This window comes from Stenotrophomonas sp. GD03654 (assembly GCF_029845105.1).
GTDB classification, from domain to species: Bacteria; Pseudomonadota; Gammaproteobacteria; order Xanthomonadales; family Xanthomonadaceae; genus Stenotrophomonas; species Stenotrophomonas africana.
This window is the reverse complement of sequence record NZ_JAOCLC010000063.1, coordinates 1-21,870: the sequence shown is the minus strand read 5'-3', so window position 1 is coordinate 21,870 and position 21,870 is coordinate 1. Positions and strand designations below refer to the sequence as shown.

16 protein-coding genes and 1 pseudogene are annotated in these 21,870 nt (G+C 66.7%); 12 read left to right on the top strand and 5 right to left on the bottom strand.

What is annotated here, in order from left to right:
• The first annotated feature begins 53 nt into the window (after window positions 1-53).
• Both N5J73_RS19380 and N5J73_RS19375 read left to right on the top strand, forming a co-directional pair.
• Complete coding sequence (locus tag N5J73_RS19380; RefSeq protein WP_049447819.1) at window positions 54-1,238, top strand: SAM-dependent methyltransferase; 1,185 nt, start codon at window positions 54-56, stop codon at window positions 1,236-1,238.
• Window positions 1,235-1,627, top strand: a complete 393-nt coding sequence (locus N5J73_RS19375; RefSeq protein WP_049447818.1) for a VanZ family protein — start codon at window positions 1,235-1,237, stop codon at window positions 1,625-1,627. The genes N5J73_RS19380 and N5J73_RS19375 overlap by 4 nt, the downstream gene beginning before the upstream one ends.
• A gap of 117 nt (window positions 1,628-1,744) precedes the next feature.
• Here the strand turns inward: N5J73_RS19375 and N5J73_RS19370 are convergent, their stop codons facing one another.
• From N5J73_RS19370 to N5J73_RS19360, 3 genes are all read right to left on the bottom strand, one after another.
• Complete coding sequence (locus N5J73_RS19370) at window positions 1,745-4,102, bottom strand: family 20 glycosylhydrolase (protein ID WP_049447817.1); 2,358 nt, start codon at window positions 4,100-4,102, stop codon at window positions 1,745-1,747.
• Between the two features lie 111 nt (window positions 4,103-4,213).
• Window positions 4,214-6,901, bottom strand: a complete 2,688-nt coding sequence (locus tag N5J73_RS19365) for a TonB-dependent receptor (RefSeq protein ID WP_049447816.1) — start codon at window positions 6,899-6,901, stop codon at window positions 4,214-4,216.
• Between the two features lie 143 nt (window positions 6,902-7,044).
• On the bottom strand, window positions 7,045-8,064 hold the full coding sequence (locus tag N5J73_RS19360; protein WP_049447815.1) for a glucokinase family protein: 1,020 nt from the start codon (window positions 8,062-8,064) through the stop codon (window positions 7,045-7,047).
• Window positions 8,065-8,439: 375 nt separating this feature from the next.
• Here N5J73_RS19360 and N5J73_RS19355 point away from each other — a divergent pair, with 375 nt between their 5' ends.
• The 6 genes from N5J73_RS19355 to N5J73_RS19330 all read left to right on the top strand — a co-directional run bounded on the left by N5J73_RS19355 (window position 8,440) and on the right by N5J73_RS19330 (window position 17,381).
• Window positions 8,440-9,729: a sugar MFS transporter gene (locus tag N5J73_RS19355; protein ID WP_049447814.1), complete on the top strand. Its 1,290-nt coding sequence runs from the start codon at window positions 8,440-8,442 to the stop codon at window positions 9,727-9,729.
• 39 nt (window positions 9,730-9,768) lie between these two features.
• Window positions 9,769-10,836: a LacI family DNA-binding transcriptional regulator gene (locus N5J73_RS19350; RefSeq protein WP_005411045.1), complete on the top strand. Its 1,068-nt coding sequence runs from the start codon at window positions 9,769-9,771 to the stop codon at window positions 10,834-10,836.
• 7 nt (window positions 10,837-10,843) lie between these two features.
• On the top strand, window positions 10,844-11,872 hold the full coding sequence (locus N5J73_RS19345) for an SIS domain-containing protein (RefSeq protein ID WP_049447813.1): 1,029 nt from the start codon (window positions 10,844-10,846) through the stop codon (window positions 11,870-11,872).
• The gene (nagA, locus tag N5J73_RS19340) at window positions 11,872-13,020 is read left to right on the top strand and encodes an N-acetylglucosamine-6-phosphate deacetylase (protein ID WP_049447812.1); all 1,149 of its coding nucleotides are present in this window, start codon (window positions 11,872-11,874) and stop codon (window positions 13,018-13,020) included. Before N5J73_RS19345 ends, nagA begins: the two co-directional genes overlap by 1 nt.
• Window positions 13,020-14,087 carry a heparan-alpha-glucosaminide N-acetyltransferase domain-containing protein gene (locus N5J73_RS19335; protein WP_049447811.1) on the top strand — a complete coding sequence of 356 codons (1,068 nt, stop codon included), beginning with the start codon at window positions 13,020-13,022 and terminating at the stop codon, window positions 14,085-14,087. Before nagA ends, N5J73_RS19335 begins: the two co-directional genes overlap by 1 nt.
• A 267-nt stretch (window positions 14,088-14,354) precedes the next feature.
• Complete coding sequence (locus tag N5J73_RS19330) at window positions 14,355-17,381, top strand: autotransporter outer membrane beta-barrel domain-containing protein (RefSeq protein WP_049447810.1); 3,027 nt, start codon at window positions 14,355-14,357, stop codon at window positions 17,379-17,381.
• A 195-nt stretch (window positions 17,382-17,576) separates the two neighbouring features.
• Here N5J73_RS19330 and N5J73_RS19325 read toward each other — a convergent pair whose 3' ends face one another.
• Window positions 17,577-18,011, bottom strand: a complete 435-nt coding sequence (locus tag N5J73_RS19325) for a hypothetical protein (protein ID WP_049447837.1) — start codon at window positions 18,009-18,011, stop codon at window positions 17,577-17,579.
• Window positions 18,012-18,421: 410 nt separating this feature from the next.
• On the opposite strand from N5J73_RS19325, the gene N5J73_RS19320 reads away from it, so the two are divergent.
• The 4 genes and pseudogenes from N5J73_RS19320 to N5J73_RS19300 all read left to right on the top strand — a co-directional run bounded on the left by N5J73_RS19320 (window position 18,422) and on the right by N5J73_RS19300 (window position 20,582).
• Window positions 18,422-19,459, top strand: a complete 1,038-nt coding sequence (locus tag N5J73_RS19320) for a S41 family peptidase (RefSeq protein WP_049447809.1) — start codon at window positions 18,422-18,424, stop codon at window positions 19,457-19,459.
• 3 nt (window positions 19,460-19,462) lie between these two features.
• Window positions 19,463-19,798: pseudogene (locus tag N5J73_RS24230) on the top strand (hypothetical protein).
• 49 nt (window positions 19,799-19,847) lie between these two features.
• The gene (locus N5J73_RS19305; protein WP_049447808.1) at window positions 19,848-20,282 is read left to right on the top strand and encodes an SseB family protein; all 435 of its coding nucleotides are present in this window, start codon (window positions 19,848-19,850) and stop codon (window positions 20,280-20,282) included.
• 102 nt (window positions 20,283-20,384) lie between these two features.
• On the top strand, window positions 20,385-20,582 hold the full coding sequence (locus N5J73_RS19300) for a hypothetical protein (RefSeq protein ID WP_129550635.1): 198 nt from the start codon (window positions 20,385-20,387) through the stop codon (window positions 20,580-20,582).
• A gap of 47 nt (window positions 20,583-20,629) precedes the next feature.
• On the opposite strand, the gene N5J73_RS19295 is transcribed toward N5J73_RS19300, so the two are convergent.
• Window positions 20,630-21,850 (bottom strand): multifunctional CCA addition/repair protein, encoded by a 1,221-nt coding sequence (locus N5J73_RS19295; RefSeq protein WP_049447807.1) that lies wholly within the window; start codon window positions 21,848-21,850, stop codon window positions 20,630-20,632.
• Window positions 21,851-21,870: the final 20 nt, after the last annotated feature.

The following is a 21,870-nucleotide window of genomic DNA, read 5'->3' as shown; positions in this document are numbered from 1 at the left end:
TCCTCCAAGGCTCGGCTATCCTGTGCACCATTGTCACCGCATTCGAAGACGCCATGCAGCCCACCTTCCCCCTGCCCGAAGCCGATGCCCTGGCCCACAGCGACCAGCTGGCGGCCGCCCTGCGCGCCGAAATCCTTGCCCAGGGCGGGGCGATGCCGTTCTCGCGCTTCATGGAGCTGTGCCTGTACACCCCCGGCTGGGGCTATTACAGCGCCGGCGCCAGCAAGTTCGGTGGCAGCGGTGACTTCACCACCGCGCCCGAGCTCGGCAGCCTGTTTGCCGGCAGCGTAGCCAATGCGCTGGCACCGGTGTTCGCCCAGCTGGGTGCGCAGGCGCGCATGCTGGAACTGGGCGGCGGTACCGGCGCCTTTGCCGAGGCGGTGCTGCTGCGCCTGGCCGAGCTGGATGCGCTGCCGTCGCGCTACGCCATCCTCGAACCCAGTGCCGATCTGCGCGAGCGCCAGCAGCAGCGCCTGCAGCAGAACCTGCCCGCCGAGCTGGCCGCGCGCGTGGACTGGGTCGACCGCCCGTTCGAGGAGGACTGGGAAGGCGTCGTGTTCGCCAACGAGGTGATCGACGCGCTGCCGACCCCGCGCTTCCTGATCCGGGATGGCGAGGTCTACGAGGAAACCGTCGAGCTTGATGGCGAAGGCAATTTCATCCGTGGCGCGCAGCCGGCCGACATCCTGCTCAACGGTGCGGTGCGACATATCGAGCGCTACCTGGAAAAGCCTTTCGCCGAGGGCTACCGGTCCGAGGTGCTGCCGCAGCTGCCGTACTGGCTGCAGGCGGTGGCGGGCGGCCTGCAGCGCGGCGCGATGCTGTTCGTCGACTACGGTTACAGCCGCAGCGAGTTCTACCAGCACGACCGTGACGATGGCACCGTGCGTGCGTTCTACCGCCATCACGTGCACAACGACGTGCATCGCTGGCCGGGCCTGCAGGACATCACCGCGTCGGTGGATTTCACCGCGATGGCCGAGGCCGGCATGCACGGCGGTTTCGAGCTGGCCGGCTACTGCAGCCAGGCCAGCTTCCTGCTCGGTAACGGCCTGGACCAGGTGCTGCTGCTGGCCGAGGAGCGTACCGACGAGGTCGGCCGCATCCAGCTGCGCGACCAGGTGAAGAAGCTGACCCTGCCGACGGAGATGGGCGAGCGCTTCCAGGCCATCGGCCTGCAGCGTGGTGTCGACTTCGAACCCGCCTTCGAGCTGGGTGACCTGAGCTGGCGCCTGTGAGCGAGGTGTTGCCGGTGATCAAGCCGCTGCGGCGGCCGCGGTTGTGGGCCACGTTGTGGGCGACGGCGGTACTGCTGGTGATCGTGGTCTGCCTGATTCCACCGCCGCCGATTCCGTTGCCGGAAAACAGCGACAAGGGCGAGCACTTCCTCGCCTACTTCATCCTGGCTGGCAGCGCGGTGCAGCTGTTCCGTCGCGGGCGTCCGCTGCTGTGGGTGGGCGTGGGACTGGTGTTGATGGGCATCGGCATCGAGTTCGCCCAGGGCGCGTTGACCAGCAACCGTACTGCCGACCCGATGGATGCCATCGCCAACACGATCGGTGTGCTTGCCGGCATGGCCACCGCACTGACCCCGCTGCGCGATCTGCTGCTGCGCTGGCGCGGGTAAAGTTCCTGTAGAGCCGAGCCCATGTTCGGCTGCCTTTGGGAGGAAGCCGAGCATGGGCTCGGCTCTACAGTAGATCCACGCCATGCGTGGATCGATTGCACCAGGACAGGCCTGGGGTCACTTCCCCAGCGTCACCTCATCCAGCACCCACATCGCCGGGCGCGTATCGCCGGTGAAGTTGATGCACAGGTCACCGGTGCCCTGTGTACCCTTCGGTAGCGCTGCATGCAGCGTCACGAAGCCATCGGCATCGGGCTTGGCCGGCAGCGCTGCTTCGGCGAGCACCTTGCCGCTGCAGTCGCCGCGACGCACCTGCATCTCGCCGTGCGCGCGCCTGGCCTTCTCGAAGCGACGCTTGGGCTCGTCGTGGGCCAGCTGGAAGTAGTACGGAATGCGACCGGCACGCACTTCCACGCTGCCAACACCGTCCAGCTGCGCCTGCGGCCAACGCCAGCACGGCTGGAAGATGTCCACGTTGAACACCGCACGTGTTCCCTCGCGCGGGCCATCGTCTTCCAGACGCAGCACCAGCCCCTTCTTGCCCACGCAGCTGAGCAGTTCATCGCTGCGGCGGCTGAGCAGCGATTGTGCGCTGAACGCCGCCACCGTCGGCTTCGCCGCCAGCATCTGGCCCTGGTAGAACGCGCCCGCCTGTACCGTAGCAGGCAGCGTCGCGGTCAGCGGCTGCTGGTACAACGGCGACTGCGCGGTCACCGGCTGGCCGTCGGTGCTGTAGCGCACCTCATACCCCAGCGGATTGGCCAGCGACACGGTCACGGTGTTCTTCGCGCGATCATCGGTGTAGTCCACGCCCACTTCGAACGGGGTCTGCGCGTAGGCCAGACCCCAGGCGCGGTAGCGTTGCAGCTGCGCGGGCAGGCGCGCGAGGAAATCGCGGAAATCGCGATGTTCCGGCGTGCTCCAGCCGGTCTCTGCCACGGCGGCCAGGCGTGGGAACAGGTTGTGCTGCAGGCGTGCGTAGCTGCGCGTGTGCTCGGTGAACATGTTGGCCTGCAGGCCGAGGATGTGCCCGCGCTTGTCGGCGGCCAGCTCGGCCGGCACCGGCTCGAAGTTGTACAGCTTGCCGAGGTTGACCTGGGTCGGGCGGCCCGGCGGCTCGTTCGGCGAGGCCGTCTGCAGGTAATCCAGATAGAGGTAACCGACCGGCGACATGATCACGTCATGGCCGGCGCTGGCGGCGGCCAGGCCGCCTTCGGTGCCCTGCCACGACATCACCGTGGCCTGCGGCGGCAGGCCGCCTTCAAGGATTTCATCCCAGCCGATCAGGCGCCGGTCGTGCTCCTCCAGGAAGGTCTCCAGTCGCTTGATGATGTGGCTCTGCATGGCCATCTCATCCTTGATGCCCAGCGCACGCATGCGCTGCTGCACCTGCCTGGAGGCTTTCCACTGGTCTTTCACTGCCTCGTCGCCACCGACGTGCACGTACTTCGCCGGGAACAGCGCGATCACTTCTTCCAGCACGTTCTCGAGGAAGGTGACAGTGCTGTCTTCCACGTTGAACAGGTTCGGGAACACGCCCCATTCGCTGATCGGCTTCAGCGAGGTGTTGACCGAGCCCAGTTCCGGGTAAGCGGCGATCGCAGCGGTGGCATGGCCGGGTACGTCGATTTCCGGAATGACCTGGATATGCAGCTTGGCCGCATAGGCGATCACTTCGCGGATCTGATCCTGCGTATAGAAGCCACAGTACGGATGTTCCTTGCCGCTGACCGGATCGGTGCCACCGTCACCGGCTGGCAGGCGGCAGCTGCCGACCTCGGTCAGCTTCGGGTAGCGCTTGATCTCCATGCGCCAGCCCTGGTCGTCGGTCAGGTGCCAATGGAAGGTGTTGAGCTTGTGCGCGGCCATCGCGTCGAGCACGCGCTTGATCTCGTCCAGGCTCTGGAAGTGACGTGCGGAATCGAGCATGAAACCGCGCCAGCTGAAGCGCGGCGCATCCTGGATCTGCACCGCCGGCAGCACGCCGTTGCTGCCGCCGGTGGCCAGCTGGGCGAGGGTGGTTGCGCCATAGAACAGGCCGGTCTCGTTGCCGGCCTGCACCAGCACGCCCTGCGCGGTGCTTTCCAGCGTGTAGCCCTCACCACTGTCGCGGAAGGTCGGCACGATCTGGAAACGGATGCCGCCACTGTGGGCGGCGATCTTGCCCTTGGCCAGTGCAAGGTGCGGTCCGCCGCTGCGGGCCAACAGATCGGCGAACTGGGTGGCGACCCGCTGTGCGGCCTCGCCTTCGGCGTGCAGCACGGTAGCGGCGCGCACGGTGATGCCGCTGCCCTGGCCGGGCTGCACGGTAGCCGGGGCGGGAATCAGCATCAGGCTGCCGGCGCGCAGTTGCGGACCGGGTGCTTCAGCGGCCGGCGTGGGATCGGCAGCGAGTGCCGGCAGGGCCGGCAACAGGGCGAGCAGGCTGCCCAGCAGCACTGCGCTGCGCATCCGGGCGCGGGAAGGCTTGACCATCGGGACGACTCCTTGGAACGGTGCGATGAACGCTATACATGAAAAACGCCGGGCCCGGAATGACCCAGGCCCGGCGTGCGTGCACGACTCGGCGATGTTGCCGCCGCTGGATCAGTACTTGAAGCGGAAGTTGAGGTAGTACTGGCGACCGTTGCTGTAGAACGAGGTCGGGATGGCCGCGGTCTGGTAGTACTTGTAGGTCGGGTTGTTGAGGTTCAGGCCATCCAGGCTGATGCTCAGCCAGTCGGTGGCCTTGTAGCTCAGCGATGCCGACAGCGTGCCGAAGTCATCCTGGTAGTACGGGTTGGTGCCCGACAGGCTGATCAGGAACGAGGAGCGGCGGGTATAGCTGACGCGGGCACCAAAGCGCTCGTTCTCGAAGTAGGCACCCACGTTGTAGGTGTTCTTCGAGGTGCCCAGCAGGTTGTGCGAGCCATCCGACCAGGTGTGCGAGGTGGTGCCGTTGGCATAGGTGTAGTTGGCATTGATGCCGAAGTACTCGCCGATCGGCTGCTCGTAGGCCACTTCCACGCCGGTGACCTTGCCGTCGGCATTGATCGGGGTGGAGATCTGGTAGGTCTCAAGCTGGTTGGTCAGTTCGCTGTACAGCTGGCGCGAGACCACGTCGAAGGCGATGTAGTCCTTCAGGTTCATGTGGTACGCGCCCACCGACAGCAGGCCGCGCGGCATGAAGTACCACTCCAGGTTGGCATCCAGATTGGTCGACAGGGTCGGCTTGAGGTTCGGATTGCCGCCGCCGCCGGTGCGGTTCAGATCCGAGCCGTACGAGGAGGCGCCCAGTGCCGAGTAGTCCGGCAGGGTCTGGGTCTGCGAGGCGGCGACGCGCAGCACCAGCGAGTCGTCCAGGTCGAACTTGATGTTGGCGCTGGGCAGCACACGGTTGCGCTTGTTCTGGAAGGCCAGGCGCTCCCACATGCCGAACAGGCTGCTGACATCGGCATCGGCGGCCTTGCTGACCGCGTTGTAGGTGTCGATGTCCTGCTTGATGTTGACGTAGCGCAGGCCGACGTTACCGCTCCACCAGTCGCCGCGGAAGTTGGCCTGCACGTAGCCGGCGAAGTTCTTTTCCTTCACCTTCCACTCGGCGCCATAGTTATGGCGACCGGTCGGGCCATCATTGCCGGCCAGCCAGGTGGAGTTGTTCGTCACCGCGTCCTTCAGCGCGCCCGGGGTGAAGTACCAGAGGTTGCGCGGGAAGGTGCCGCCGATGTCACCGGCAAAGCCGCTGGGGTAGTTGGCCGTCGCACCGTTCTTCAGCGCGCTCCAGATGTCACCCGGGGTTGCACCTTCCGGCGACAGCGCTTCGCGCTTGTGGTCGGCGAAACGCAGGCCGAAGTCGATCGAGCTCAGCACGCCGCCATCATTGAAGTACTGGTTGAAGTCGAGCGTGGCCCACTTCTCCTTGTCCTCGGCGGTGACCTGCTGGTTGCCCCAGGTGCCGAAGCTGGTCACGCCATTGGGCGAGATGTCGCCGCCGACATTCCAGTCGATCGGCGAGCCATTGCCGTGGGTGGCCCAGCTGGCGCCGCCGCCGTTGGCCAGGGTGACCTCGGCGATGTACTGGCGCGGCGTCTCGCCGGTGCCCTTGGTGCTGCCGGCCTGGAACTTGGCGGTCAGGCTGTCGTTGATCTGCCAGTCGGCATCGAAGGTGACATAGCTCGACTTGGCCTTCGACTCACGGTAGATCATGTCGTACACCGCGTAGTCGGTGCCCGGCACGCCCTTGTAGGTGGCATTGGTCAGCACGCCGTCCTTGATTACATAGCCCGGATCCGGCGCCTGCGACTTGGCGAAGCTGTTACCGAACATCATGAAGTTGCGGTTGTAGTTGTTCGCCTTCAGCTCGGAGCTGAAACCATTCAGGCCGAGGGTGAGGCTGTCGCTCGGCTTGAACTGCAGCGAGACCAGGCCGCCCTTGCGTTCGCGGGTCTGTTCGAACAGGGTCGAACCCAGCAGGCCTGGAACTGCCACACCGTTCAGATCGGGATGTGGCGCAACGCCCTTTGCCGCGTTGCCTTTAACCACGTCGTCGTTCGGGCCTAGGGTAAAGAAGCCGCCCGGAATTTCCTGCGCCTCACGGCGCAGTTCGCGCTTCTGGCTGAAGCCCTGCACCATTACGCCAAAGGTGCCTTCGTCGTTCTTGTAGTTGAACAGCGCCGAATACTGCGGGTCGTTCGACTTGGCCTGGTCCGAACGCACCATGCCGATCGAGCCTTCAGCGGTGAACTGCTTGGAGAATTCCAGCGGCTTGCGGGTGATGATGTTGACGGTACCGGTGGTGCCGCCGTCCTGCAGCTTGGCCTGCGAGGACTTGTTCACTTCCACCGAGCTGACCAGTTCCGACGGCAGCAGCGAGTAGCTGACGCTGCGGCCGACGTTGTTGCCCTGGCTGAGCACGAACCAGTCGGCCGAGCCGACGGTGTGGCCGTTGATCAGGGTCTGGGTCAGGCTCGGGCTGGTGCCGCGCAGGCTGACACGGTCGGCTTCATCGAAGCCACCTTCGTCGGCGCTGGACGAGCTGATGTTGACGCCCGGCAGGCGCTGCAGGGTGTCGGCGACGTTGTGCGCCGGCAGCTTGCCCACGTCTTCGGCGGTGACCACTTCCACGCGCGCATTGGCTTCGCGCTTGGTGTCCAGCGACTTTTCCATCGAACCACGGATGCCCGTGACAGTCACGGTGTCCAGGTCGGTGGCGGTCTGGGCGGCCTGCTGCGCGTGTGCACTGAAGGCGATGCAGCTGACGATGGCGGCCGAAAGCAGGGTCTTGCGGGTATTCATGATGTCTCTCCTCATCACTCGATTGGATGCCGGCGGCGGTGTTCGATTACGGTTGCGATGACATGCGCGGGGCGGCGGCGAAGTCCCGTGCGTTGGCGTGCCACGTACTGCGTGCTGCGATTGCGTTGAAGCCTGTTGCGGTGTCAGGCGGCGGACTGCTGCTGCAGGTACCAGCTGGCAGCGCCGACCACGCCCAACTGGCCGTGTTCGACGACCTTCACCGGGATGCGTGCCAGCGCTTCGCCCATCGGCCCCTTCTGCAGGTAGCGTTCGACGAAGGTGCTGGCATGCAGGTATTCGCGGATCTGCGGCAGGATGCCGCCGGCCAGGTAGACGCCACCGTGGGCGCCGTAGAACAGGGCCATGTCGCCGATGGTGCTGCCGAGCAGGCCGCAGAACACATCCAGCGCCTGGCGGGCGTTCGCATCGGTATCGACCATGGCGGCGGCAGTGACCGCATCGGGACTGGCCAACGTCGGTGCCTGCCCCTGCAGCGCGCACACCGCGCGGTAGAGGTTCATCAGGCCCGGGCCGGAGATCGCATGTTCGATCGACACATGGGCGCGGTCGCGCTGCATGTGGCGGACGATGGCCATTTCAAGTTCCGTGCTGGCGGCCAGGGTCGGCTGGCCGGCTTCGGTGGGAAGCACCACCGGGCCGTGCGCAGTGGGAATCCACAGTGCCGCACCGAGGCCGGTGCCGGGGCCGACCACCAGGGTCGGGCCACGTGCGGCGGTGTCCGGCCCGCACAGGTGCAGCACACCACTGGCGTCCACCTGCGCGGCGGCATAGGCCACCGCTTCGAAGTCGTTGACGATGTAGACCCGCTGCAGGCCGACGTCGGCTTCCACCTGGCGCGCCGACAGCGGCCACGGCAGGTTGGCGGTGATCACCGTGCCGTCCTCGCGGGCGTAGCCAGCGCTGGCGACCACGCAATGCGTGGGCCGCGGGCCTTCACCCAGGAAGTCGGACAGGATCGCGCTGAGGCCGCCGTGGTCGGCGTTGCGGTACTTGCGGTACTCCAGCACCTGCACCGGGTGGGCGGCATCACCGCTGGCCTGGACCCGGGCCACACGCACATGGGTGCCACCGACGTCGGCGGCCAGGAACGAGGGCGCGATTCGGGACAGGACATGGGCCGGGGCGGGGTGGCTGGCGGTCACGCGGGCTCCTGCTGCAGGTGGGGCCGGACCCGGGAAAGGGGGCGGCGATTGGGCGGAGTCTGTAACCCCGCTGACAACGATGTCAACGAGTTCGTGACACTTTCGTTGCTGCGCCGCAACGAAGGGGGCATGCAGTAAACGTTTACACGGCGTGAGCATGCGTTTCACGCGGGAACCTTTGCTGCACGGGGCTCAAGGGCTCAGGCGCATTCAGCAAAACGCGCTGTGATCAGGTTGCGCAGTGCAGCACGAGGTTCACAGGGCTGCGCGTGGAAGTTGACAAACCGCAGCTGTCCATCGAAAGAATGTGACAACGTTGTTCCCAGCCACTCTCCGACGCCGCGTTCTGCGGCCGTCGCCGCAGGAGCCCTCCTGATGTCCGCCGTCCCCGCTGCAAGCGCGCGCCCGAACGTGGCCACCTCCATCGCCATCGTTGGCGTGTTGTTCTTCCTGATCGGCTTCTTCACCTGGCTCAACGGCCCACTGATCACCTTCGTCAAGTTGGCCTTCGAACTCAGCGAGGTCGGCGCCTTCCTGGTGCTGATGGTGTTCTACCTGTCCTACTTCTTCCTGGCCCTGCCGGCGTCGTGGATCCTGCGCCGCACCGGCATGAAGAAGGGCCTGAGCCTGAGCCTGCTGGTGATGGCCGGTGGTGCCGCGTTGTTCGGCGAATTCGCCACCCAGCGCTGGTACCCGGGCGCGCTCGGCGGCCTGTTCGTGATCGGCAGCGGCCTGGCCCTGCTGCAGACCGCGATCAACCCCTACATTTCCATCCTCGGCCCGATCGAGACGGCGGCACGCCGCATCGCGCTGATGGGCATCTGCAACAAGATCGCCGGCATGCTCGCCCCGGTGCTGATCGGTACCGTGGTGCTGCATGGCATCGGTGATCTGTCGGCCACGGTAGCCGCTGCCGATGAAGCGACCAAGGCGCAGCTGCTCAACGAATTCGCCGCCAAGATCCATGCACCGTACCTGGCCATGGCCGGCCTGCTGGTGCTGCTGGCGGTGGCCGTGCTGTTCTCGCCGCTGCCGGAAATCAAGTCGTCCGAAGCCAACGCCACGCCGGTTGCGGCCGGTGCCGCCGAACGGCGCAGCATCTTCCAGTTCCCGCACCTGTGGCTGGGCGTGTTGTGCCTGTTCGTCTACGTGGGCGTGGAGGTGATGGCCGGTGATGCGATCGGTACCTACGGCCATGGTTTCGACCTGCCGCTGGACCAGACCAAGATGTTCACCTCGCTCACCCTCGGCGCGATGCTGGTCGGCTATGTGGTCGGCCTGCTGCTGATCCCCAAGGTGGTCTCGCAGTCGCGCTACCTGACCATCTCGGCGGTGCTGGGCGTGCTGTTCTGCCTGGGTGCCTGGGCCACCCACGGCTACGTATCGGTGGCCTTCGTGGCCCTGCTGGGCTTCGCCAATGCCATGATGTGGCCGGCGATCTTCCCGCTGGCGATCCGCGGCCTGGGCCGCTTCACCGAGACCGGCTCGGCCCTGCTGGTGATGGGTATTGCCGGCGGCGCGATCATTCCGCAGCTGTTCGCCGTGCTCAAGCAGCACATCGACTTCCAGCTGGTGTTCGTACTGCTGATGGTGCCCTGCTACCTGTACATCCTGTTCTACTCGGTGATCGGGCATCGCGCTGGCCTGCCGCAGGACAAGGCCTGATCGGCGATGATGGACGGCAGCCAACCCCAGGGAAAACCCATGCGCAGAGCGACCATCAAGGACGTTGCGGAGAAGGCCAAGGTCTCGCTGAAGACGGTCTCGCGCGTGATCAACAACGAGCCCTCGGTGATGCAGGCCACCCGCGCGCGGGTGCTGCGTGCCATCGCCGAGCTCGACTACGAACCCGATCCGTCCGCGCGCAACCTGCGCAGCGGCACCACCTTCGTGATCGGGCTGGTCTACGACAACCCGAACCCGTACCACATCATCGGCGTGCAGAACGGCGTGCTCGCCGCCTGCCGCGAGACCGGGTTCGGGCTGCAGATCCATCCCTGCGATTCCAGCTCGCCGCTGCTGGCCGATGAACTGGCCGATTGGGTGCAGCGTTCGCGCCTGGCCGGGCTGGTGCTGACCGCGCCGATGTCCGAGCGCCGCGACCTGATCCAGGCGCTGACCGCACGCGGCATCAAGCTGGTGCGCATCATTGCCGCCACCGAAGACCCGGCCGACGGTGCCTGCGTGTTCGTGGACGACCGCGAGGCCGCCTACGAGATCACCGAGCATCTGATCCAGCTGGGCCACCAGCGCATCGGCTTCCTCTGGGGCGGCAGCTCGCACCGCTCCTCGGGCGAACGCTATGCCGGTTACGAAGCCGCGCTGAAGGACTACGGCATGACCGTGGACAAGCACCTGGTGGTGCAGGGCGACTACACCTTCGACGACGGTTTCCGCGGCGCGCGCCGCCTGCTGGCGCTGCGCGAACCGCCCACTGCCATCTTCGGTTCCAACGACGAAATCGCCGCTGGCGTACTGGCAGCAGCGAAGTCGGCCGGCATGAACGTGCCCTACGACCTGTCCATCGCCGGTTTCGAGGACAGCCCGTTCTCGCGTCAGTCGTGGCCGCCGCTGACCACCGCCAAGCAAGCCACCGAAGACATCGCCCGCCATGCCGCGCGCCTGCTGATCGCGCAGCTGCGCAGCGACGCCTATGACGATGCGCCGGCACCGCTGCATAACCAGGGCTTTGTGCCGCAGCTGGTGGTGCGCGGTTCGACCGCGCCAATGCGCCCAGCCGGCGCACGCCCCCTTCCTTCCGATCCTGCCTGAGCCTGCCATGTCGCTGTCAGACCCCACGTCCACCCTGATGTTCGCCGAGGCCGCTGAAGCGGCCGACGTGGTCGCGCGCCAGTTCTCGCGCAACCACGCCACCATGGAAACCCTGGCCGCCAGCCTGCGCGCCGCGCCGCCGCCGTTCGTGGTCACCTGTGCACGTGGCAGCTCCGACCATGCCGCCACCTATGGCAAGTACCTGCTGGAGACCCAGCTGGGCCTGGTGGTTGCCTCGGCCTCGCCGTCGGTGGGGTCGGTCTATGCCGCACCGCTGCAGCTTCGCGGTGCCTTGTTCATCGTCATTTCGCAGTCGGGCAAGAGCCCGGACCTGCTGCGCAACGCGGAAGCTGCCAAAGCAGCCGGTGCGCGCGTGATCGCGCTGGTCAACGTCGAGGATTCGCCGCTGGCGCAGCTGGCCGACACGGTGATTCCGCTGCATGCCGGTGCCGAAAAGAGCGTGGCGGCGACCAAGAGCTACCTGGCCTCGCTGGCCGCACTGCTGCAGCTGGCCGCGTACTGGAAGCAGGACAGCAGCCTGCGCGCCGCGCTGGATCTGCTGCCGGATGCGATGCGTGAGGCCTGGCAGTGCGACTGGACGCCGGTGACCGAGGGTCTGGTCGAGGCGACCAACCTGTTCGTGCTCGGCCGCGGCCTGGGCCTGGGCGCGGCGCAGGAAGCGGCACTGAAATTCAAGGAAACCTGCAGCCTGCACGCCGAGGCCTACAGCTCGGCCGAGGTCAAGCATGGCCCGATGGCGCTGGTTGGTCGCGGTTTCCCGGTGCTGGCCTTTGCCCAGCCGGACGAGACCGGCGCCGGCACCCGTGCGGTGGTCGAAGAATTTACTTCGCGTGGCGCGCAGGTGTGGATGGCCGGTGCCGGTGGCAACCTGCCGGTGGCCGCTACGCCGCACCCGCTGTGCGCACCGCTGCTGACCGTGCAGAGTTTCTACCGCGCGATCAACGCGCTGGCGCTGCGTCGTGGCTTCAACCCGGATCTGCCACCGCACCTGAACAAGGTTACGGAGACGGTGTGATGGCAACGGTCCTGCGCAACGCCCGCATCCTCGCCGGCGACGAATTCCGCGATGATCTGGCGGTGGTGATCGAGGAGGGGCGTATCAGCGCGCTGCTGCCCGATGCAGCGCCGCAGCTCGGCCACGCCGCCGAGCAGGTGGACCTGGGCGGCGGCTGGCTGCTGCCCGGCTTCATCGATGTGCAGGTCAATGGCGGCGGCGGTGCGCTGTTCAACAACACGCCGGACGTGGCGGCACTGCGTACCATCGCGCAGGCACACCGTCGCTTCGGCACCACCGCGATGCTGCCAACGCTGATCAGCGACGATGTGGGCGTGATGCGCGAAGCGATCGCCGCAATGCGCGAGGCGATCGCGCAGGGCGTGCCGGGCGTGATCGGTATCCATCTGGAGGGGCCGTACATCGCGCCAGCCCGCAAGGGCACGCACGATGCCAGCAAGTTCCGCGTGCCGGATGAAGGAGAGATCGCGCTGGCCGCGTCGCTGGACAACGGCGTGACCCTGCTGACACTGGCACCGGAACGCGTGCCGCTGGAAACCATCCGCGCGCTGGTCGAGCGTGGCGTGATCGTTGCCGCTGGCCACACTGCAGGCACCTACGAGGAGATCCGCGCCGGTCTGGATGCCGGCGTACGCGGCTTCACCCACCTGTACAACGCGATGTCGCCGCTGCAGGGCCGTGAGCCCGGCGCGGTAGGCGCTGCGTTGGAAGACCGCGACAGCTGGATCGGCATCATCGTCGATGGCGTGCATGTGCACCCGGCCAGCCTGCGCGTGGCGCTGGCGGCCAAGCCGCGCGGTCGCCTGCTGCTGGTGACCGACGCGATGCCACCGGTCGGCGCCGACAATCCCAGCTACGTGCTGTATGGCGAAACCATCACCGCCATCGATGGTGTGGTGCGCAATGCCGCCGGTTCGCTGGCTGGTTCGGCGCTGGACATGGCCACCGCCGTGCGCAACACCGTGCAGCTGCTCGGCCAGCCGCTGGCCGAAGCGGCGCGGATGGCCTCGACCTATCCGGCACAGTTCCTCAATGTCGACGACCGCCTGGGCCATATCGCCGAGGGTTACCAGGCCGACCTGGTGCTGCTGGATGATGCCCTGCAGGTGCGTGGCACCTGGATTGCCGGACAGTACGAGGCCGCCTGATGAGCAGTACGCAGCCACGCCGTCTGGGCTCGATCGATGCCCTGCGCGGCATCACCGTGGCGGCGATGCTGCTGGTCAACAACCCGGGCGAATGGAGTGCGGTGTTCGCACCGCTGCGTCATTCGGAATGGCATGGCTGCACGCCGACCGATCTGGTGTTCCCGTTCTTCCTGTTCCTGGTCGGCGTGTCGATGGCCTTCAGCGTGGCACCGCGCGCGCGGGATGCGGCGGCACGGCCGGCATTGGCGCGCGGCGTGCTGGAGCGCGCACTGCGCATCCTGCTGGCCGGTGCGCTGCTGCACCTGCTGATCTGGTGGGCGCTGCATACCCATCACTTCCGCATCTGGGGCGTGCTGCAACGGATCGCCGTGTGTGCTGCGCTGGTGGGTGTGCTGGCGGTGTATGCGCGGCCGCGCGTGCAGGCCGGTGCGCTGGTCACGTTGCTGGTGGGCTATACCGCGCTGCTGCTGGGCATCGGTGATCTGGCGCCATGGACCAACCCGGCCAGCCGCCTGGATACCACGCTGTTCGCCCCGTGGATCTATCAATGGCACGCCGATACCGGGCTGGGCCACGACCCGGAAGGCTTGCTGAGCACGCTGGGTGCGCTGGCCAGTACCGTGCTCGGTCTGTTGGCCGGAGGCCTGCTGCGCAGCGGACGTACTGCGGCGCTGGCAGGGCTGGGTACAGTGACCGCCGTGCTGGGTCTGTTGCTGGCCGTGGTGCTGCCGTTGAACAAGCAGTTGTGGACGCCCAGCTACGTGCTGTGGACCGGCGGTCTGGCGGCGCTGGCGCTGTGGCTGGGCCATGTGCTGGTCGACCAGAAGGGCTGGCCGGCGCTGGGCCGTCGCTTCGGCGTCAACGCGATCACCGCGTATCTGGGGGCATCGGTGATGTCGGTGGCCTTGATGGCGACCGGTGCCTGGGGCTGGATCTGGCAGCAGCTGGCCGCCGTCATGCCGCAGGCGCTCGAGCTGGCATCGATGCTGCAGGCGCTGGCGTTCGTCGCGCTTTGGTGGGGCGTGGCGTGGTGGCTGGACCGGCGGAAGATCTACCTGAAGATCTGATGGCGCTCATCCACGCATGGCGTGGGTGGATCCACCATGAGGGGCAGTAGATCCGCACCATGCGTGGATGCTACCCGCGCGGCGCGTGACAGCCGCAAAGATGAACAGTTTCAGCCACGTAGCGGTGAGGTGATGCCCGATCAAGTTCGCATCTGAACTGTGATAGCTGGCACGCAATTTCACCTATCGGAACAGTTCACCACACGGCAGACTGCCTGCGCAGTACCGCATATCCGCAGTTCCTGATCCCTTTTCCAGGAGTGCCGTATGTCCCGTGCCGTCCCGCGCGCAACGCGTATGCGCCGCCTCACCGCTTCCGTACTGCAGGCCCTGGCCGTCCCGTCCGTCATGCTGCTGAGTGCCGGCGCCGCCTGGGCGGGCTGTGACAACGCCACCCCGATTGCAGGCCAGACGGTCACCTGCGACGCCAACGCCCCGAACCCGCAGGCCGTTCCCATTACCGCCAATGGCGCGGCCGGCATCACCGTCAATGTCGCCAACACGGCACAACTGCAGCAGAGCGGTGGCAGCAGCGCGATTTCGCTTGTCGGCGCAGGTGGGCACCTGTTGTCCAACCTGGGCACGATCAGTTCGGTCGGCGGAGTGGCGGTCCAGCTCGGTGGCGGCAGCCGTGTCGAAAATGCGGGCAGCATCAGCACCGGCAACAACACCGCCCTGCAGTTCGTCGGTGCGGGCGACAGCGTGCTGGTCAACCGCGGAACGATCAGCGGGCGCAGCGGGGTGCAGTTCGGTGCCGGCAATGATCGCCTGGAGATGCAGGCCGGCAGCATCAGCGGCGGGGTCCTGCAGGGCGATGGCAACGACGTGCTGCTGCTGGGCAATGGCACGGTCGACAGCGTCGACCAGGGCAACGGCGATGACCAGATGACCGTCACCGGCGGCACCGTCACCGGCCTGGTGGCGCAGGGCAGTGGCCGCGATGATTTCGTCATGAGCGGCGGCACGATCGGCGCGCTGCAGCAGGGCGACAACATCGATACCTTCCGCATGAGCGGTGGCCGCATCATCGGCGCGTTCGAGGATGGCGACCAGGCCTGGATGACCGCTGGCCGCATCGGCCGCGTCAACATGAAGCTGGACAAGAACCTGTGGGACCAGTCCGGCGGCACCGTGGATGGCAATGTGGTGACCGGCTTCGACACCGACACCATCATCATCTCGGGTACGGCCTACATCGGCGGCAACATCAGCGTCAGCGGCGGCAATGACAGCGTGACCATCACCGATGGCACCGTGCGTGGGCAGGTACTGCTCAGTACCGGTAATGACACCTTCAACTGGAATGGCGGCGGCATCGTCTACGGCGCGATCGACCTGGGGCCGGACGACGACGTGGCCAACCTCAGCAACCTCAACCAGGGCAATCTCGGTGCGGTGCCGCTGTTCGACGGTGGCGCGGGCAACGACAGGCTCAGCTTCAACAACGTCAAGACCACGGGTGTAGGCCGCTTCCAGAACTGGGAGACGATCAGCCTGGCCAACAGCACCGAGCTGTCCTTCGATGGCGATCTGGTGCTGGGCGACAGCGCAACCGGCACCGGCACGCTCACCGTGGATGACACCAGTACCGTGTATGCGGGCAGTGGCGGCCATGCCATCCGTCCGTTCAACAGTGGCGCACTGGTGGAGATGGTCAATGCGGGGCGCATCGACCTGACCGGTACCGGTGCCGGCGACGTGTTCACCGTGCGTGGCAACTATCGCGGTGATGGCGGTGGCCTGTACCTGCGTACTGTGCTGGGCGCGGACAATTCCACCAGCGACCGTCTGGTGATCGATGGCGGCGCCGCGACCGGCACAACCGGCATCGGCATCCTCAATGCCGGCGGCAGCGGCGCCGCCACGCTGGCCGACGGCATCCTGGTGGTGCAGGCCTTGAATGGTGGCCGCACCGCGCTGGGCGCGTTCTCGCTGTTCGCACCGGTCGCGGCCGGTGCCTACGAGTATTTCCTGTTCAAGGGCGGCGTCAGTGCCGGTACCGGCGAGAACTGGTACCTGCGCTCCACGCTGGTCAGCGGGCCGACGCCGGCACCCAATGGCGGCGGTACTGCCACACCGCCACCATTGACGCCGCCGGTGGCACCACCGCCGCCGATCACCCCGGCACCGCCGCCGCCGCTCGAAGGCGCCACCGATCCAGACCTGACCGCCGGCGAGACGGCCCCGCCGCCCCCGCCACCGGAACCGGCGCCGGTGGCGCCGCCCAGCGATCCGGCCGTGCCGGACGTGCCGGTGGCCGGTGGTGCGCTGCCCGGAACCGGTACGCCGCCGACGCCGGGCGCACGCCCCGCCGAGGGCGCAGTGGTACCGCTGTACCGCGTGGAGACTGCGACCTATGCCGTGGTGCCGCCGCTGCTGCGTGAGACTTCGCTGGCCAGCCTGGGTACCTTCCACGAGCGCCAGGGCGAGCAGCGCCTGCTGTACAACCAGGGCACATTCCGTACCGCCTGGGGCCGCTTGGTGGGCCAGAGCAGCGAGATCCACTGGAAGGGCGATGCGCAGCCGGGCTTCGATGGCGATGTGATGGGCCTGCAGGCCGGCCTCGACGTGTGGGCTGCGGCGTCTGACAACCACCGCAACCAGATCGGCGTATTCGTTGGCCGCACCCGCGCGCAGGGCAAGACCACCGGCCTGGCACTGGGCTGGGAGAACGTACAGGTAGGCCAGAACCGCCTGGACGACAAGCACGTGGGCCTGTACTGGACCTTCACCGACAGCAGCGGTGGCTACATCGACGCCGTGGCGATGCAGAGCCGTTACGACGGCCGCGTGCGTTCCTCGCGCGGGCTTGGCTTCGGGATCAAGGGCGATGGCACCAGCGTGTCGGTGGAGGCCGGCAAGCCGCTGCTGCATTTCGGGCAGTCGGCGTGGTGGTTGGAGCCACAGGTACAGGTGATCTGGCAGCGCACCTCGCTGGACGACCGCCGCGATGAGGTATCGAGCGTGCGCTTCGACAACGACAACGCCTGGACCGGCCGCATCGGCCTGCGTCTTGCCGGCGATTACCAGCTGGCTGACAACGGCTGGCAGCCGTATTTCAAGCTCAATTACTGGCATGGCCGTTCCGGCGAGGACCGGATCCGCTTCGACGACGACGTGATCGTCAATTCGCAGCGCTCGCGCGCGCTGGAAGCCGGCGTGGGTGTGGTCGGGCGTTTCAACCGCACCATCAGCGCCTATGCCGTGGCCGACTACACGCGCGAGCTGGGTGGCGACCGCAACGAGAAGCGCCGCATCATCGAAGGCAACATCGGCCTGCGCGCGGACTGGTAGCGCGCGGTACGGATGTCATGGCCCGCTCTGGTGGGGGCCGACCTCGGTTGGCACAACTCCCACCGACGCCATGACCTTGCTCTGGTAGGTGCCGACCTTGGTCGGCACGAATCTCTCCGCTGCCATGACCCTGTAGAGCCGAGCCATGCTCGGCTGCTTCGGTCCAATCCCACAAAGCCGAGCATGGGCTCGGCTCTACAACACAGCAGCGTGTGTATCGGGTTCCACCAGCGCCCCCGCGTGATCGGCCAACACCATCACTGCATGCAGCAGGCCTTCCTCCACCTGCGGCGGACACTGCACGGACGCATCCTCCATCTCACGCGCCGACTGTGCGGCCAGCAACACGCCGCCGCAGGCGGACAATGCGGCAAGGCAGCGCGTCGCCTCGGCCAGGTCCCGACCGCGCGCCTCGCTGAGTTGCCGCTCGCGCCACGGCTGACCATCGGCAGCGTGGCTGTGCGTGATGGCGCGCAACCGCGCGAAGAATGCGGATGGCGGCGCCTGTTCGTGGACTTCGGTGAGCGCATCTTCCAATGCCTCGGCTACGGCATTGGAGAGCTGCAGGCCGGGCAACGCGGCGCCGAGCAGTGCCTGCAGGCGTGGATAGGTGGGGAAGGGTGTGTTCATGGCGGCAACCTCACGGAGCAAGGCCACCTGCGGCATGCAAGGTGGCGGGCGGTGCGGGTTGGCGTGCCGGTCAAAATCAAAGAGAAAAAAGCCGACGGATCACGAGGATCCCCACGCACCGCCCGCCATGGGCGAGCCGGTGCATTGTCGTGATTGCCGCAACGACGGCAACCCGTTCTCTTTGATGTTTGATTCAGGACGCCAATCCCGGCCAGCGCAGGAGGCGCCGACGGAAGCAACCTTCTCGCGTTCTACATGGCGATGACATGGGCAAAGTTGCAATTTTCTGATCGCGTGCAGGCTGTCTTGCTGCAACCCGCGGCGGGGCCAGATACGACAGTTCGCGCATGGCGGAAGCCATCAGCTGCGGGCTATGCTGCGCGCCTGACTCAACGACAAGGAAACGTCACATGCAGGTTCGCAAGGGAGTGCGTCGTATTGGTACGCTGGTGATCGCGCTGGTGGCTGCCAACGCCATGGCCGATACGCCCAAGGCAATCGAAGTGCCCTCGCCGGAGGCGGAGGCCGAGATCCTCAACCTGCTTGAACGACAGGCGCTGTATCGCGACCGGGTGGACTGGCCCGCCACCCGCACACGACTGCAATCGGTGCAGGGAGACCCCGTGAAGCGGCTGGCGTTGCTGCGCGAAGCCATTGCGCTCAGCACGGGCAATCATGGCGTATGGACGACGACCCAGCGCCAGAGCGAATCCCTTGCGCGCGCGCAGCAGGTCGGCGCCGTCGCCGTGGAAAGGGCCAAGGCCGCCGACGCGGTGGATGCGCGCATCGGCTGGCTGGTCATCGAGGGATATGCCTCCACGCCCGGCGCGACGCTACAGGAAGCGTTCCGCCAAAACATCCAGCGCGCCGCGCGGTGGCAGCAGGTCATCCACAGCAAGGACGACGGCATGCGCTGTGGCTGGATCGTCGACCTGCGTGACAACAGCGGTGGCAACATGTGGCCGATGCTGCTGGGCATGGCACCGCTGCTGCGCACCTCGGTGGTGAACAACGAAGATGTGGGGTCGTTCGAAACCGCACAGGGGCCGGAGCGCTGGACGTTGACCGCGACCGCCGTGCAGCGTGCAGGCAAGTCGGTGCTGGACTTCGGCCAGTCCGGGTATGTGCTGCGGCAGCCTGGCGCGCCGGTGGCGGTGCTGTTCGGATCGCGTACCGGCAGTTCGGGCGAGGCCTCGGCGCTGGCGTGGCGTGGCCGCGCGCAGACGCGCAGCTTCGGCCAGCCGACGGCAGGGGTCTCGACTGGCAACAACGTGCGCACACTGGCCGATGGCAGCCGCCTGTTGTTGACCACCACCGTGATGCGCGACCGCAATGATCGTGGTGATGGGTTGAAGATCGAGCCCGACCAGCGCATCGAGGGTGATGCCGCCACTTTGGCCGCCGCCCAAGCCTGGTTGCTGGCCCAGCCCGCCTGCAAGGGCCACTGAGCCATGATCCTGATCGGCCAACAGGAACGGGTGCTGATCGTCGGCCCCACCGAAGCGCACCACTGCCTGCGCTGCCAGACGGAAACCGAGTTCGCGCCGCAGCTGTGCTACAAGATGGCGCGCATCGACCTGCTGTTCGGGTTCACCTACCAGCGCCGCTAGGAACTGGCCTGCACCCGGTGCGAGCACGGCTGGGTGCTCGATACCGAGACCATGGACCAGCAGCTGGGCGGGGTGCCGATCCCGTGGCGGCACCGCTTCGGCCTGCCGTTGATGCTGGTGGGGGTGGCCGGCCTGGCGGCGTTGGGCTGGCTGTGGCGGCACGGATTCCTCGGTTGAGGACCGGGCCTGTTAAAGTCTGCCCTGCAACCACGTACCGGAACCGACCATGGACCACGACACCCCGTTCGAACCCCTCAACGACCTCGAGGTGCGCCTGCTGCAGGCCCAGGACAGCACGCTGACCGCAGCGCAGTTCCTCGACGGCCTGCTGACTTCGACGGCGTTCGTGCTGCTGGACAAGGCCATTGGTGAGGATGGCGCCTGGGACGAAAGCATCTCGCCGCTGGTGCTGACCAGCGAGAGCGGCGAGCCGATGTTCGCGGTGTTCACCGCCCCCGAGCGCGCCGGCCTGTGGCACGAGCAGCTGCCGCAGTTCGCGCATGCCATGCCGATCGCGGTGCACGCGCTGCTGGCCGGTATCGGCGACGGCGTCGGCCTGGTGCTGAACCCGGGCCTGGACGTGGGCATGGAGATGATTCCCGATGCCGTGGCCCAGCTGAAGCAGCGTGCGGCGGCGATCACCCGTGGGATGGCGCACTGAATCCAGTGATTGTCTGGTTGCCGGCCAGCGGCCGGCACTACCCGTTGTGCCGGACGGCGGCGATGGCTTGCAAGCGCGTCCTGTTCAATGGAGAGGAGCATCGTGGGCAAGCGTTCCAACCGATCGCTATGGGTCCATGAAATCGGCCTTCTTGCGGGTTTGGCACTGGCAGCTGCGTTCATCACCCGGTTCAATCCGGTGGAGACGCTCCGGTTGGGTGGATGGCTGTTCCTCTTGATGCAACCCATCTTGTTGGGTGCTCATGCTGTCGACCATTTTTCGCGCAAGCGCCGTCGATAGACGGGAGATGTGAAGGTGCCGGCCAGCGACCGGCACTACCCGGTGCTTCAGCGGGCGGCGGCGATGGCTTTCACCCGCGCCTTGGCCAGCGCTTCGCCGATGGCCGGGCCCTTCAGATGCGTGTTATCCAGATCCCGCGCCTGCACTGACAGCGCCGCCTGGTGCAGGCGCTTGAGCGTTTCGCCCTGTGGGTAGTCGGCGTCCTCGAAGCCGAGCCGGCCGCGCTTGTCGGCCTCGCAGCACAGTGCGATGCGGGCCACGCGTTCCGGCCGGCGCAGCGCATCACAGCGGCCCAGCAGTTCCAGCACGGTGGCATCGCGCAGTTCATCGATGCGGTGCACGTTCAAGTGCTCGCGGCACACCGCTTCAGCCAGCTGCTGGTGCTCGGTGGGAATCTTCAACCGCGCGCACAATGCCTTCAGCGGCTTGATGCCACGCTGTTCGTGCATGATGTGGCGCGGCCATTCCTCCGGCGGTGTCAGGCCCTTGCCGAGATCGTGGGTGAGGGCAGCGAAGCCGACCAGGTCATCACCCGGTGCCAGTTTCGCGGCCATGTCGCTGACCATTTCCTGGTGGATGCCGGTGTCGACTTCCGGGTGGAATTCGGCACGCTGCGGCACGCCATACAGCGCTTCCAGCTCGGGCAGGATCGGGCCCAGTGCCTGCGCATCGTGCAGCGTGCGTAGGAAGGCGGAGGGCCGTTCACTGACCAGCGCCTTGCGCAGTTCCTGCCAGACGCGTTCCGGCACCAGCGCGTCCAGTTCGCCACTGGCGGCGACCTCGCGCATCAGTGCCATGGTCTCTTCGGCGACGGTGAAGCCCAGTGACGCGAAGCGTGCCATGAAGCGTGCCGCGCGCAGCACGCGCAGCGGATCCTCGACAAAGGCCGGACCGACATGACGCAGCACGCGTTGCTCGATATCGCGCACGCCGCCATAGGGATCGACCAGCGCACCGCTGTCTTCGTCGCAGGCAATCGCATTGATGGTGAAGTCGCGACGCTGCAGGTCTTCTTCCAGCGTCACGGCCGGATCAGCATCAACCACGAAGCCGCGATAGCCTCGGCCGGATTTGCGCTCGGTGCGCGCCAGTGCGTATTCCTCACCGCTCTTCGGGTGCAGGAATACCGGGAAATCGCGGCCGACGGCGGTGTAGCCCTGCGCTTCCATCTGCGCGGGCGTGGCGCCAACCACCACCCAGTCGCGGTCGCCGGCAGGGCGCTGCAGCAGGCGGTCGCGTACGGCGCCGCCGACAAGATAGATCTTCATGGGGGGATGATCGCATGGCC